We start from the raw sequence: 14,262 nt of genomic DNA on the forward strand, positions 1-14,262 counted from the left end.
TGAAATTAAGGTGGATCTCGGGGAACCGTTTCGGCGGCTGATTTGGGGGAACGTTGGTCATCGCCAACGGCAAATCGGCTACTGAATGGGGTAGGTCCAGCCGGAAGGAGGCTGCGCAGTGCGTTTTCGAAGAATCTTGCGAGACCAAGTTGTGCAAACAGTTGATCTATTGGAAATCTTTCTGTGTTTGATGGTTCCAGTCATCGTGGTGAAAGGGGTATTAGATTACCTCGCCCAGGGGCAATTATTTTGGCTGGACTACATTATCTTATTGGCAAAGAGTGTGGTGGGGTTCATTGGGCTATCTATCCTGTGCGACCTCTTCGAAGTGGCTCGTCGCTACCGATCACGCTGAATGGTTAACGGTGGGGTCTCTGAGATCCCGCCGTTTTTTAAGCCGGAAAGTCTAAACCAATCTTGCGTTGGAGGGGCTTACTCGTCTTCCTGTGCGGTTGTTTGGCCGTAATAGTCACAGCTTCCTGACGAAAGGCCTGATCGGAAACGCGGGTTCGCACGGGCACCGTGAACGTCACCTGGGTGTGTTGGCGGCTCATGCGATGATAGATCTTCCCCCGGAACTTAAGCGTGACGCGACTGTGTTGGGGGACCTTTACGGTGGGGTGCCAGCCCTTTTGGTGAGCCGGCGTTTTAGCAGCCGCGAGAAGGGGCTTCTTCGTGGCGTAGCGCTTGGCGGAGATTTTCTTAGTCAGATGACCATTGGTGACCTTAAACGTCCCGTAACCGCGAAATTTAACGTTAAATTGCTGATGCTTGGTAGGATTCGTGGTCTTGGCCAGCGTTTGGCCCTTGTAGGTGACCTTGAGGGTCTGGGCGCGGGCGGACTTAACCTTAAGGTGTAGGCGGTGCGTATGGCCATTATAGCGGGCCTGAGTGACGGTAAATGTGGGACTAGCAGTGCTGGCTTTCAACGTGAAACCGGCGGCCAGACCGGCAATGACTAAGGCAGCGAGGACACCCAGCGTCAGTTTATTCATAAACGAACCTCCCGTAATTTAGTTCCCAGATTACGGAAATTAAGCGCCTAAGTCAACGTTTAGCCACTTTATACATCAAATTGGATACAATTCCCCTTATACTGGCGGCTAAAGGCGCTAAAAAATGGCTACCCATCGCTGTATGATTGAGTAGCCGTTGCAAAGTTAGTGAAGCATATCTTCTGTATAAATAGCGTGATCCGACACGTGTTCAAATAGTTCATGGCCATTGTTGTCGTGCGTATCGACGAACATGCCCTGCCCGTCATTGATGACGTAGTAGTTGCCGTTGGCATTCTTCGCCAGCATCACCACGAGGGGCTCGTGTTTCGGCAAGATCTCACTGTCGGCCACTGCCATGGCCGTGGTGCCCCCTTGCGTGAAGACGATGGTCTTTCCAGTTTTTCCTTTAAAGTGGTGGTCAATGCGTAGCGTTTGGGTGGTGTAATAATTCTTCGGCGCCTTGTGGTGGCTCACGCTCTTGGTAATCTCGCCCTCGACGATGACGCTGGCGGCCTTCTTCAAATTCTGAATGCCCGTCAGGCCGTTGCTGTAGTCCTTGACGTGGTCGACCTCCAGCTCCGGCTTAGCGGCAGTCGTCAGCGCGGCACGCGTCTTAGCGGGGGTACTGTAAGCTTTGCGGGCACCGCGGATGTCGCAGTTTCGAATCATGTATTTACGATTGGTGGGCCCCATGACGCTGAGCGCCCCGGCACTGTTATGGGCCAGGCCGAGGCCGTGACCGAGTTCATGAATGGCCACGTTGGCGCGCTGGGCCTTCGTGTATTTGTATTTCTTTAGGACACTACGGTTGAGGTACATGCCGGCGCCGGTCTGATGGCCCTTAGAATCGAAGGACTTGCCATTGTAGGCCATCCCGGTTGCATTGGTCCAGATCCCGGTCTTCTTGCTGACGGTGGTGACGTAGGACCGGGAACGCTTATTCTTGGTCGAGGACCACGTGAAGACCTTGGTCTTGTTCCAGGCTTGTTGGGCCGTACGCCAGATTGACCGGTAGTAGCTACTGGTTGATTTGGTATAGTAGCTGGCCCGTTTGGTGGCGTAGCGGTACTTGCTGATGGGCGTGGGACTCTTGGTCGCCGCGGCCGCGGAAACGGGCCCTAGCAGGGCGAGACAGCCCAGCAACCCCAACAAAACTTTCTTCATTAAACACCAATCCTCTCCAGCTAAACGTGCAGGTAACCATTTTGACGAAAAAACAGTCACTAAATAGTCCAATCAACGTACCATTTAAGCGTAGTCCCAACTGGGCGGACTGTCTAGCTTTTTTTTCGCCATTTTAGCTTTGCGCGATTAAGGTGGTGTGAGGCCTCTTGGGTTCCGGGCATTCGATATGAATAAACATGAGTAAAACGGATATTTATAACTTGAAGACACAAAAAAATCAGCAACCACGAAGATGTCTTCGTGAAAGCTGATTAGTAGTTATGGGCAGTCAGGGGATCGAACCCTGGACCCACGGATTAAGAGTCCGTTGCTCTGCCAGCTGAGCTAACTGCCCATGTGATTAAGTTGTTGCTGTTGTATGTCTTCCATATCAACGAGAACTATCATATCATGAGGATAGGGGGTGCGCAACCCCTTTTCGAAAAAAAGTTGATTTTTATTCAAAATAACTGGGTATTTTGTCAGAAATAAGGAATCGGGAATCCCGGTTTCACGCGGATTATCATTATTTTTGTAGCGCGTAAAATTTTTTCAACTTTTTTTCGAAAAGATTCAAATTAATCGCTATTTCGGCGGACAGCTAGCAGTAAGACCGGCAAAAAAAACAGAACTTTTTTTGAAATTCCGCTAAAATCACCGTTTTCCCAAACGAACGCGGTCAATAACGGTCGCAAATTTGGTCGAATCCCAAATCTGTGGAACCGGATATTGCGGATTACCCTCCGCTGCGGCTCCGGCGGCCAAGGCGGGGATATCGGCTTCTTGAATTTGAGAAAGATGGTCCGGTAAATCAAGGTCAGCGTGCAGGCGGTCAACGGCCGCCATAAATTGGTGCGCACACTGGGCGTCATCCGTTGCGGTCAGGCCAATGGTTCGACCCAGCGCCGCTAATGCTGGCACCACGCTATCACCAAACGCGGCCATGACGACGGGGAGAATGACCGCGTTGGCTAGACCGTGGGGCACATGATAGCGACCGCCAATACCGTGGGAAATGGCGTGTACATAGCCGACATAAGCACTAGAAAAGGCAATGCCCGCATCGTGACTAGCGATGAGCATCCGTTCACGTGCGACGAGGTTGCTGGGATCTTGGTAGGTGGCTCGTAGATAGCCAAAGACCAAGCTTACGGCGTGGCTGGCGTGTTCTCGGGCCGACCGCGATCCAAACTTATTGGTGTAAGCTTCAATGGCATCCATGCCAGAATAGGCGGTCATTTTAGCGGGAAGCCCCGTTAAAAGTTGCGGATCAAGGATGGCGACTTTCGGAATTAAGAATAGGTCATCAATCGGATATTTCCGGTGAGTCTGTGTATCGGTAATTACGGCACCGGCGGAAACTTCAGAACCAGAACCCGCAGTTGTGGGAACAGCAATGAGTAACGGAAGGGGACGATGAATCTTCATCGTTCCCGTCATGGACTGAATAGATTGACGTGGACGAACCAGCCGGGCACCAGTCACTTTAGCACAATCCATCACGGAACCACCACCGACAGCAATTAGGGCTTGTGCGCGTTGGTTAGTCGCCGCTTGCAGACAGGCTTCGATGCAAGCGATGTCTGGATCTGGTTTAACGTCTGCGAAGTAAGCATAGTTCACACCAGCTGCGGTTAAGGCGTTGAAGAGTGGGTCCAGAGATTTACGCCGAATAAATCCGGGGGTGGTGACGACTAATACGCGTTCAACGTGGTGCTGTTGGAGAATGGTGGGAATCCGTAACACACTGTTGGCACCGGAAATCGTCGTTGGTTGGAAACGACGCTGTAAAGGTTGCGATAAACTCACGGCAAATTGCTGTGAACGATAAAACCAGGTCGACATCGAAAGACGCCTCTCAGTAAGGGACGGTTCACAAATTAAACGTAGTGTAGGCTTACCAGGTAGTACTGTCAATTAATTGGTTCGGTCGTTCAGGTGGCCAGTGGTAGTCGGCAAACGTTGACTTAATTGAAAAGTAATCGTCATCAAAATGTAAGAGTCCCGAATCACCAGGTAAATCGCTCGGCTTTTTCATGAAAATAACGTATGCTAATAGCCATAATTATGAGTTTTGTTCAGTAATCAGCGGTATTTCCCGAGAAATATCCGGTTAAAACAACCTTAAATCCTTGATAGACTAGGACTGAAAGAAACTTCATGATGTGTTATAATTCAAGTAGCGTTGTTTTCCCGTCACTGGAAGTCTCTCAGGACGGGCAACGCACCTGAAAAATTAGGGTCAGTGACAACGACTGACCCACTATTCCTTGACTTTAAACGATCAACATAAAACCGTACCAAAATCGTAGTGGCCCCATTGACGATGGTAGTTTGACATCCAATGGCTGGCCTGCCGGTAATCCTGCAATTACCGGATCGGACTGTATTTCCCTTTAAGGAGGAAATTTTTAATTATGCCTAAAAAAATTCTAGTTGTCGATGATGAAAAGCCTATTACAGATATTATGAAGTTTAATTTGGAAAAAGAGGGTTACGAAGTGGACGTCGCCTACGATGGTGAAGCCGCCATTCAACAGGTTGAAGACGGGAACCCCGACCTCGTCATCCTCGATTTAATGTTGCCTAAAGTAGACGGCCTGGAAGTCGCCCGTGAGATTCGTAAGAAGCATGACATGCCAATCATTATGGTCACGGCCAAGGACTCCGAGCTCGACAAGGTTCTGGGTCTGGAATTAGGGGCCGACGATTACGTTACTAAGCCGTTCTCTAACCGGGAACTGGTAGCCCGGGTGAAGGCCAACTTGCGGCGGCAGAACACGGCCGCGCACGCCCAACCGGAAGAACCCGAGAACCAAGACATCGAGATTGGTGATTTAACCATCCATCCCGAAGCGTACTCCGTGTCTAAGCGGGGAGCCAACATTGAATTGACCCACCGTGAATTTGAATTGTTACATTACTTAGCGCAACACATCGGTCAAGTGATGACCCGAGAACACTTGTTGCAAACGGTCTGGGGCTATGACTACTTCGGCGATGTTCGGACCGTGGACGTTACGGTGCGGCGCCTGAGAGAAAAGATCGAAGACAGTCCCAGCCACCCTACTTGGTTAGTGACGCGGCGTGGGGTTGGTTACTATTTGCGTAACCCCGATTCTGATCAAGCTTAGCTAGCGGGGAACCGCTAAATCTCGCATTGGAGGAGTATGTGACTTCGTGAATAGTAAAATTAAATTTTTCCAGTCGATTCACTTTAAAATCGCGCTGGTCTTCGCGCTACTCCTATTGCTAACGCTGGAGATCGTGGGTGCCGTGTTCGTCCGGCAGCTGGAACGTCAAAACTTAAACACGTTTAAATCCCAACAGGTCGTGCAGACGTACATCGTCAATCGCCTGTCGGACGAGCTGTCGACCACGAATACCACCAAGGCCGATAAACAGATTAAATCGACGCTGTCGGAGATTAACAACACCAATAATGCCCAGATTAGGGTGATTGACAACAAAGGAACCATTCGTGGGACCAATGAAGCCGATAACCAGGGGATCGTTGGTCAGAAGACCACCGATAACAACATTAAAAATTCAATCTACAATAACCGCGACGTGGTCCGCACCACGTACAATTCGCAGAATAATAGTCGCTACTACACGACCATTACGCGCCTGATTCGCACCCAAGGAAATAACAGCGAATTAGTCGGGGTTATTTACATGCGGTCGAGCCTAGACTCGGTCTATCAAAATATTAATCAAATCACGCTGATCTACGTCTCCGCAACGTTTGTGGCGATTATCTTGGGTCTGGTGATGGCCATTATTATTTCCCGGGCAATTACCCGACCAATCGATGAAATGAAGAAACAAACGCTACGCATTGCCAGAGGGGACTACTCTGGGCATGTGCGGGTCTATGGAACCGATGAACTGGGGCAATTGGCCAGTGCCGTCAACAACCTGTCCGTGCGCGTGGAAGAGGCGCAGGAGTCGACCGAGTCCGAGCGACGGCGGCTAGACTCCGTGATGTCCCACATGACCGATGGGGTTATTGCCACCGATCGGCGCGGGAACGTCACGATTATTAACGAAACGGCCGCCAGTTTCCTGGATACGGAAACCGACAGTGCCGTGGGGAAATCCATTCTGGACCTGCTGGCGATTCGCGATGACTATACGTTGCGCGAACTGCTGGAAGATCCGGACGATTTAGTTTTGGATTTTTCAACGAAAGAACACGACTTAATTCTTCAAGCCTACTTCTCTTTGATTCAGCGGGAGTCTGGCTTTATTTCCGGGCTGGTCTGTGTGCTCCACGATGTCACGGAACAGCAGAAGATTGACCAGGATCGGAAACAATTCGTTTCCAACGTGTCCCATGAGCTACGGACGCCGCTGACCAGCGTGCGGGCGTATATCGAGTCCCTGTCCGAAGGCGCTTGGAAAGATCCCGAGGTTGCGCCGCAATTCTTGAAGGTCACCCAAGAGGAAACGGACCGGATGATTCGGATGATTAATGACCTGTTAACCTTGTCACGGATGGATTCCGGGACACAAAAGGTTGACTTGGAAATGGTGAACTTAAACGAGCTGTTCAACTACGTGTTGGACCGCTTTGACATGATGCTCAAGCAGGATGACCGGCCGGAAAAGACCTACACGATCAAGCGGGACTTTACCAAGCGCGACCTGTGGGTGGAAATCGATACCGATCGGTTTACCCAAGTTCTGGATAACCTGATGAATAATGCCATCAAGTACTCGCCCGATGGTGGGGTCGTGACCTGCCGGCTGCTGGAGACGCACAACAACGTCATTCTCAGCGTGTCTGACCAAGGCTTAGGGATTCCTCGCGCGGATATTCCACGGATCTTTGATCGCTTCTACCGGGTTGATAAGGCCCGTTCACGGGCACAAGGTGGGACTGGCCTGGGATTAGCTATTTCCCGGGAAGTGGTCCAGTTACTCGGTGGCCGAATCTGGGTAGACAGTCGTGAGGGACGGGGGTCAACGTTCTACATTTCCCTACCTTACAAGCCGTATGAAGAGGAGGATCTTTGGGATGAAGATAACTAAAGCCCTCTTACCACTCGGATTAGCCGTGGCGGTGACCGTCAGCGTGGTGTTGTCCGCGATGATCTGGACCAACCCGGCGCAGTACGAGCGGAACCGCCAACGCAGTTCGAATACGCCCACCACGGAGCTGAGTACCCGGCCGCAAAAGGACGTATACCTGCCAACCCAGGTCGTTTACAGCGATCCGCAGGGCAAGCAGGAGCTGTTGAACAACCGGAAAGTTAACCTGACCACGGAGTTGCGCGAGGCATTGACCAAGTGGCAGTTTAGTCGAGTTAACCGGGTGCGGGTATCCTCGAAGCACGCCTACATGCAGTATTTGACGCGCAAGAGTAGCCTGCTCCTGTCGTACGCCAGCCCCATCAACGTGAAGATGTTCAACACCGTCTTTGGTAGTCAACTGAATAGCCAGTCGACGCAGTTTTCGCGGATCTTGGTGCCGTTAAACGACCGGGACCACATCTATCTGTTAGACGACAAACGACAGGATGTCTATCAAGTGACGGTTAAATCCTCGGATACCGCGGCGATTCGGAAGATTATGAAGGAAAACCTCTTCCGGATTAGCGTTAAGATGGCCTGGCTGAGTAATTCGGCCACGGCCTACGTGACGTCGAACATTACGGTGCCATCCTACAGTTATTTGGTCAACCAGCAGTCGACCGATTACTTCACTACGCGCCTCTTAAATAAAGGGGAGTCCACGAATGTGTCGGCCAAGAAGACCAAGGATAGTACCATCTATAGCGACGGCGCTTCTCGACAGTTGACCGTGTACAATAAGCAGGGGACGGCGCTTTATGAAGACTACAGTGCGCTCCAATCCTCGTTGAACTTCAGTCAGGCGCTCAAGGCCAGTTATTCTGCTGTGAAGACCATTGGGATTCCCATGGAAAACTTGCGGTATTACGGGTACAGCGCGAAGAATTCGACGGTGACCTACCGGAGCTTCGTGGAAGGCTTCCCCATCTTTAATCAGAGTAACTACGGTGCCGCGCGGATTCAGATGTTATCGCAGGGCGTGCGCCGGTATAATTTCTCCTTGTACAGCCTGCAGGTCCCGGTGCCAACCGATAAGAAGTCGGTCTCGTTGCCCGGGACGCAAGCCGTCATTGATCAACTGGTTGCGGCGGGGTACGATAAGTCTAAAATCAGTAGTCTTCAGGTCGGCTATCAGTGGCTGACGTCCACGTCGTCGGATAAGGTGGTTAACCTGACGCCAACGTGGTACGTCCACTATAACGGGAGCTGGAGGACCTATACGCAACTGTTGAAGCAACAGCAATAGTCTGGTGAAAGGAGGGGCGGTCCGGCATGGATTTTCGACGGATTGAGTGGCTATTCTTAGTCGCGTTTATCGCAATTGATATCTTTTTATTCGCGGCGTTTCAACACGACACAACGGGACAAACGGATGCGACCACGAGTCGCTCGGCGGATAGCGATACCACCATCATTAAGGAAATGCGCACCGACGATATCAAGTTCGGAACGCCCTCCAAGAAGAGTGGCGAGGGCTACTACGTTTCCACCAGTAATGATGATAGTATCAAGAGTAGCCTGACGTCGCTGTCGGATCAGACGGTTCGTTACCAGTCGGATGGGACGATTACCTCGACCTTCAAGACGGCGATTACCGGCGTGGATACCGCGCATCCGGACAAGGCGTTGGATACGGTGGTCGGGAATACGGCGCTGATTCTCAATGGGAGTCAGTATAAATACAATCAACAATTGTCCAGCCGCAACACGGTGGTCTATACGCAACGGGTCACGGATGGTCAGATTTATTCCAAGTACGGTGAGATTCGCTTCAGCCTAACCAATACGGGAACCGTCACCGGCTACACGCAGGGCTACCTGACGGACGTCACGACCTTGCGGGAAAAGACCGAAACCATTTCCGAACGAAAGGCGTTAATCTGGTTGTACCAGTACAATCAGATTGCTAATAATACCAAGATTGTGTGGACCAAGCTGGCATACACCCGCTACTTTAACTTAAAGAACAGTAGCGTGTATATTCCGACTTGGGTCATCGCGGTCAAGGCCAATAGCGGTAGCAACGCCGGCGTCTTACAGCTGAAACACGTCAACGCCTTTACGGGGGCCATCTTGACCTCGGACAGCAACGTCAAGACCGTCAGTGGTTCGGCAACAACTAGCGATTAAGGAAGGCGGCTTAGGCCGTCTTTTTCATTGGGCGCCAGTAAAATAATAATAAGTTACAAGTCCGCTGAAATGCGGTATCATAACGGTATTGAATTTAAGGAGAGGTCGAATGGATTTGCGGACGGAAACAGCAACAGCAGATGATTTGCGGATCAGTGTGTTATCCAGTGGAAGCACGGGTAACGTCTGCTACGTGGAGAGCCCCAACGAACGGATCATGATTGATGCCGGGTTGAGTGGCAAGAAGATTGAGAAATTAATGGGCGACATCGACCGGAAGATGCAGGACGTCAACGCCCTGTTGGTCACGCATGAGCATTCGGACCATCGGCAGGCCGTGGGGATTTTAGCGCGGCGCTATGCCCAACTCGATGTCTATGCCAACCAGGGGACGTGGGATGCCATGAGCTCGAAGATTGGCAAGGTGGATCTGGCGCAAAAGCACCTGTTCGCGCCGGATACCGTCCAGACGTTTGGTGACATTGACGTGGAAAGTTTCTCGGTGTCCCACGATGCTGCGGAACCTCAATTCTATGCGATTCACTATCACGGGAAAACCTTCGTGATTCTGACGGATACCGGCTACGTGTCGGAGCACGTGGAAGGCGTGATTGCCGACGCGGACGCCTACCTGTTGGAATGCAATCATGATGTGGAAATGCTACGGATGGGCGAGTACTCGTGGCCATTGAAGCAACGCATCCTGGGCGACAAGGGTCACCTCTCCAACGAGGAAGGTGCCGATGCCTTGATGGATGTGTTGGGCAACCGGACCAAGAAAATTTACCTGGGCCACCGCAGTCTGCACAATAATATGCAGTCGCTGTGTCATCTGACCGTGGCCTCCATGATGGAGAACCGCGACTTCGGGGTGGGTCATGACTTCCAGTTAATCGATACCAACCCGGAAGAGGCCACGCCGTTGGTCGCTTTATAAAGAAAACGTAAACTTTAGGACTTCGGCAAGTATTTGTCGAAAAAAATTCACACAATCCAGCTATTATAAGAGTTATCAAAAAATGGCGGTTGGTGGCCTGATGCCCTGACCGACGAATGAGGAGGGTTAGCGCGTTTTTGCGCAATGCTATGGATAACAACAATAATCAAAACAATCAAGCTAATGATAATAACCAGGCAACACCAACACCCACGCCGGAACCCCAACCACGGAAGCGGCGGGGCGGACTGACCTTAACCAAGGTGGCCGTGACCGCGGCCGTCGCCGGCTTACTCGGTGGCGGGGTCGCTTACGGTGGGATTAATTACATTAATAATAGTGGTATTAATGATACGGCCGTGCCTAGTGGCAGTAATTCCACGGGCAACACCAAGACCTCGAACGTGACGGTCAATGTTTCCACGCAATCGACCAAGGCCTTCAACAAGGTCAAAGGGGCCATGGTCTCCGTGGTCAACCTGCAGAAGCAGAATAGTAGTAGCAGTACGCTGGGGCAATTGTTCGGGGAAAGTTCGTCCTCGGACTCCAGCAAGTCTAAGTCAGAATTGGAAGAGGCTTCGGAAGGTTCCGGGGTGGTTTACAAGAAGGATGGTAATACCGCCTACATCGTGACCAACAACCACGTGGTCTCCGGTTCCTCGGCACTGCGGGTCGTGACCAGCTCGGGTAAACAGCTACAAGCGAAGTTAGTCGGGAAGGATTCCGTGACCGACTTGGCCGTCTTGAAAGTTAACGGCGCGGACCTGAAGACGGTGGCGTCGTTCGGGGATTCCGATAAGATTAAGGTCGGCGAGACGGCCTTGGCGATCGGGTCACCGCTGGGTAGCCAGTACGCCACGTCCTTGACGGAAGGGATTATTTCCGCCAAGAAACGGACGATTGAAACCACGAACTCTGCTGGGACGCAGACCGGGAACGCCACGGTTATTCAAACCGATGCTGCGATTAACCCTGGGAACTCCGGTGGGGCGCTGATTAACGTCGGCGGTCAAGTCGTGGGGATTACCTCGTCGAAGATTGCCAGTGATGCCGAGGGGACTAGCGTTGAGGGGATGGGCTTTGCCATTCCGTCGAACGAAGTCGTCAACATCATCAATCAGCTGGTCAAGAAGGGTAAGGTCGTTCGGCCGGCACTGGGCATTACCTACGTGGATCTGGCCAACGTTTCCAGTGCGCAACAGAAGTCGGTGCTGAAGCTGCCATCTAGCGTGGATGCTGGGGTCGTGGTCATGAGCGCTTCGTCCGGTTCACCGGCGAAGAAGGCGGGCTTGTCCAAGTACGACGTCATCACGGAGCTGGGCGGTCACAAGATTTCCGACCAATCAACGCTGCGGGACATTCTCTACAAGTACAAGTTGAACGACACCGTGTCGATGACGTATTACCACAACGGTAAGAAGCAGACGACGAAGGTGAAGCTGACCGAAAGCAGCTCGCAACTGAAGAGCACTACCAGTACTACCGAAAACTCAGAAAGTTAGGCAAAATGAAAGCGGTCGTTGGATTTTTCCAGCGGCCGCTTTTTTCGTATGATAAACTATTCAATGAAAAGCCGAAGTTTAAGGTCGGCTGAAGTTAAATGAAAACGTACCCGGTGGTTGGCTGGCCGAACGAACTAACTGTGAAGACCAGTCGTAATTCAGGCCGAAAAATAAGTGAAATTATAGCTGTGGATAACTTGGGGGATAAACACCGGGTGTGGGTAGTGGAAAAGTTGTGAACAGGTCTGGAACGGCAATGAGAGCGGTGTAAAAGTTATCCACAGGTGCTGGGGATAACTGTGGATAGAAAAACTTGGTGGTCGGATGATGGCTTCAAAACGTTGGCGCCATGCGGATTGTAAGCGGAGCTGGCGAACGTCCGTTTCGTTTCTGACCGGTGGATAACTAAATAGGGATTGACGTTTTCGCAAAAAATAGATGTCGTAGGTCCTTACCGATTTACCCCCAATATCTAGGAAATCAGGTTGTCCACCTGTGGATAACTTTGTGGACAACCTGTGTACAGGAGGATAATTATGAACATCAAATTTGTCGTGGTTGGGAAGTTGAAGGAAAAGTATTTCAAACAGGGAATCGCGGAGTATGCCAAGCGGCTCTCTCGTTTCTGTAAATTTACCATCGTGGAGGTCCCCGATGAAAAGGCGCCGGAAAATCTGTCGCAGGCGGAGATGGACCAGGTCATGGCGGCGGAGGGCGAACGCATCTTGAGTAAGATCAAGGACCGCGAGTACGTCTACGCACTGGCCATCCTGGGCAAGGAGCGCTCGTCGGAGGAGTTCGCCCAGGAAATTAAGGACCTGACCACCTACGGCCACTCGGATATCACCTTCGTCATCGGCGGCTCGCTGGGCTTAACGCCGGCGGTCCTGAAGCGCGCGGACACCCAGATTTCGTTTGGCCGCTTCACGCTCCCCCACCAGCTGATGCGGCTGGTGTTGACGGAGCAGGTTTACCGGGCGTTTATGATTAATGAGGGGAGTCCGTATCATAAGTGATGGGGATTAGATTGAATCTTTATGGTAGAAGTGTCTAGAAAGGATTGGTTAGTTTGAAACTTAAGCATTTGATTGAATATGTTAAAAATAATTATCCAAGTAAAAATTCAAATAAATTTGAAAATGAGAAATTCAAAGACAATGAAACCGTTTCGATATTGTCAGCTGGGCTTAATACCGTAGATAATAAACGATTATTTCTGAACGATAAATTTGTTTCCAATGGATCGGCGGGAATAAGTAGGTGGGCAATTGTTCCATGGATTGCATTGTTTGACATAAATATAACTAGTAGTGCAAAAGAAGGATTTTACATCGTTTATTTATTTTCAGCGGATTTAAAATATGTTTATTTATCGCTTAACCAAGGGTGGAGTTTCTACCAAGATACATATGGAAAAAAAGAAGGTTTAAAAAATGTAAGGAAAGTATCAAGTTATTGGCAAAAATGCTTAAATAGTCGGACAGATAGAATGTCTGATGGTGGAATTGATCTACACGCGTCTGAATATAAGGGAACGACTTTACCACTAGGGTATGAACAAGGAAATATTTTAAGCATTCAGTATGATCTTGATAATCTGCCGGAGGATGACCGGTTAGTCGGTGATTTATTAGATATGAGAAATGTTTTGAAAGAGTTGGAGAGAAAACTATTATTACCAGAGGAATTGAGTTCTTCAATCCTATATATTCTAAAGAAAGGTGAACTAGAAGACTCTGATACTAAAACTAATTTGGAACATCAAAAACAAAACAAAGAAATTTTTTCTAATGAACAAGAAATGTGTAAAACCGGGTTACCACAAAATGGACTACCTCACAAAGTAGTGGGTAAACTTCAGAGGGATATTGATTACGGTGCAAGGGAACGGTATGACGCCAAAATAGGATTTATTGGTGAACTGTTGGTAGTGGAATATGAAAAGGCAAGATTAAAAAGGGAAAGTAGAGGTGATTTAGCTAAGGTTGTTGAACAAGTGTCAAGAACACAGGGAGATGGGTTGGGTTATGATATTCGATCATATACGAAGGACGAAGAACCAAGATTTATTGAGGTGAAGACAACTCAAGGTGATATTAATACGCCCTTTTATTTAAGTAGAAATGAGATGGAAGCGTCAAATAGGTATGGTAACGCCTACGAGTTGTTTAGAGTCTATGATGTCATGGATAATAAAAGATTTTATACAGTGGCTGGACCATTGGAAAAAAGTTTGGAAACGACAGTACAATCATATAAGGCGCTGCCACGTGTTACTCGATAGTTGGGTAGAGAGTATCCTTGCATTGTCAGACAGCTTCTCCAGCTGGTTTTCAAGAGCAGATGGATTAGTGCAATTGGTTTGTTCATGAGTTCTAGCCCGATTCGTCCTAATAATAGCTTCACCCACCCAATCAAAATTAACTAAAACGGCGCTCCGCAGTCCATCCCG

At 50.0% G+C, this 14,262-nt stretch carries 12 protein-coding genes and 1 tRNA gene; 9 read left to right on the forward strand and 4 right to left on the reverse strand.

Annotation, left to right across the window (positions count from 1 at the left end; translation table 11 throughout):
- Positions 1 to 118: 118 nt before the first annotated feature.
- Positions 119 to 355 carry a hypothetical protein gene (locus V8I28_RS05460; protein ID WP_341779118.1) on the forward strand — a complete coding sequence of 79 codons (237 nt, stop codon included), beginning with the start codon at positions 119 to 121 and terminating at the stop codon, positions 353 to 355.
- 37 nt (positions 356 to 392) lie between these two features.
- On the opposite strand, the gene V8I28_RS05465 is transcribed toward V8I28_RS05460, so the two are convergent.
- The 4 genes from V8I28_RS05465 to V8I28_RS05480 form a co-directional block, all read right to left on the reverse strand.
- On the reverse strand, positions 393 to 995 hold the full coding sequence (locus V8I28_RS05465) for a hypothetical protein (RefSeq protein WP_341779119.1): 603 nt from the start codon (positions 993 to 995) through the stop codon (positions 393 to 395).
- Between the two features lie 165 nt (positions 996 to 1,160).
- Positions 1,161 to 2,162 (reverse strand): matrixin family metalloprotease, encoded by a 1,002-nt coding sequence (locus V8I28_RS05470; RefSeq protein WP_341779120.1) that lies wholly within the window; start codon positions 2,160 to 2,162, stop codon positions 1,161 to 1,163.
- A gap of 282 nt (positions 2,163 to 2,444) precedes the next feature.
- Positions 2,445 to 2,517: transfer RNA gene (locus V8I28_RS05475), tRNA-Lys, on the reverse strand.
- A 299-nt stretch (positions 2,518 to 2,816) separates the two neighbouring features.
- The gene (locus tag V8I28_RS05480) at positions 2,817 to 3,971 is read right to left on the reverse strand and encodes an iron-containing alcohol dehydrogenase (protein WP_341779121.1); all 1,155 of its coding nucleotides are present in this window, start codon (positions 3,969 to 3,971) and stop codon (positions 2,817 to 2,819) included.
- Between the two features lie 608 nt (positions 3,972 to 4,579).
- Here V8I28_RS05480 and yycF point away from each other — a divergent pair.
- The 8 genes from yycF to V8I28_RS05520 all read left to right on the forward strand — a co-directional run bounded on the left by yycF (position 4,580) and on the right by V8I28_RS05520 (position 14,094).
- Positions 4,580 to 5,296 carry a response regulator YycF gene (yycF, locus tag V8I28_RS05485; RefSeq protein WP_233669063.1) on the forward strand — a complete coding sequence of 239 codons (717 nt, stop codon included), beginning with the start codon at positions 4,580 to 4,582 and terminating at the stop codon, positions 5,294 to 5,296.
- A gap of 46 nt (positions 5,297 to 5,342) precedes the next feature.
- The gene (gene walK / locus V8I28_RS05490; protein WP_341779122.1) at positions 5,343 to 7,199 is read left to right on the forward strand and encodes a cell wall metabolism sensor histidine kinase WalK; all 1,857 of its coding nucleotides are present in this window, start codon (positions 5,343 to 5,345) and stop codon (positions 7,197 to 7,199) included.
- Positions 7,186 to 8,487, forward strand: a complete 1,302-nt coding sequence (locus V8I28_RS05495; protein WP_341779123.1) for a YycH family regulatory protein — start codon at positions 7,186 to 7,188, stop codon at positions 8,485 to 8,487. Before walK ends, V8I28_RS05495 begins: the two co-directional genes overlap by 14 nt.
- A gap of 26 nt (positions 8,488 to 8,513) precedes the next feature.
- The gene (locus V8I28_RS05500; protein WP_341779124.1) at positions 8,514 to 9,371 is read left to right on the forward strand and encodes a two-component system regulatory protein YycI; all 858 of its coding nucleotides are present in this window, start codon (positions 8,514 to 8,516) and stop codon (positions 9,369 to 9,371) included.
- A gap of 109 nt (positions 9,372 to 9,480) precedes the next feature.
- Positions 9,481 to 10,308: an MBL fold metallo-hydrolase gene (locus tag V8I28_RS05505; protein WP_341779125.1), complete on the forward strand. Its 828-nt coding sequence runs from the start codon at positions 9,481 to 9,483 to the stop codon at positions 10,306 to 10,308.
- Between the two features lie 149 nt (positions 10,309 to 10,457).
- Positions 10,458 to 11,810 carry a S1C family serine protease gene (locus V8I28_RS05510; protein ID WP_341779126.1) on the forward strand — a complete coding sequence of 451 codons (1,353 nt, stop codon included), beginning with the start codon at positions 10,458 to 10,460 and terminating at the stop codon, positions 11,808 to 11,810.
- 536 nt (positions 11,811 to 12,346) lie between these two features.
- The gene (gene rlmH, locus V8I28_RS05515; protein WP_341779127.1) at positions 12,347 to 12,826 is read left to right on the forward strand and encodes a 23S rRNA (pseudouridine(1915)-N(3))-methyltransferase RlmH; all 480 of its coding nucleotides are present in this window, start codon (positions 12,347 to 12,349) and stop codon (positions 12,824 to 12,826) included.
- 53 nt (positions 12,827 to 12,879) lie between these two features.
- On the forward strand, positions 12,880 to 14,094 hold the full coding sequence (locus V8I28_RS05520; protein ID WP_341779128.1) for an MrcB family domain-containing protein: 1,215 nt from the start codon (positions 12,880 to 12,882) through the stop codon (positions 14,092 to 14,094).
- The last annotated feature ends 168 nt before the right edge of the window (positions 14,095 to 14,262 follow it).

It is taken from the genome of Levilactobacillus sp. HBUAS70063, assembly GCF_038374745.1.
Taxonomy (GTDB): Bacteria; Bacillota; Bacilli; order Lactobacillales; family Lactobacillaceae; genus Levilactobacillus.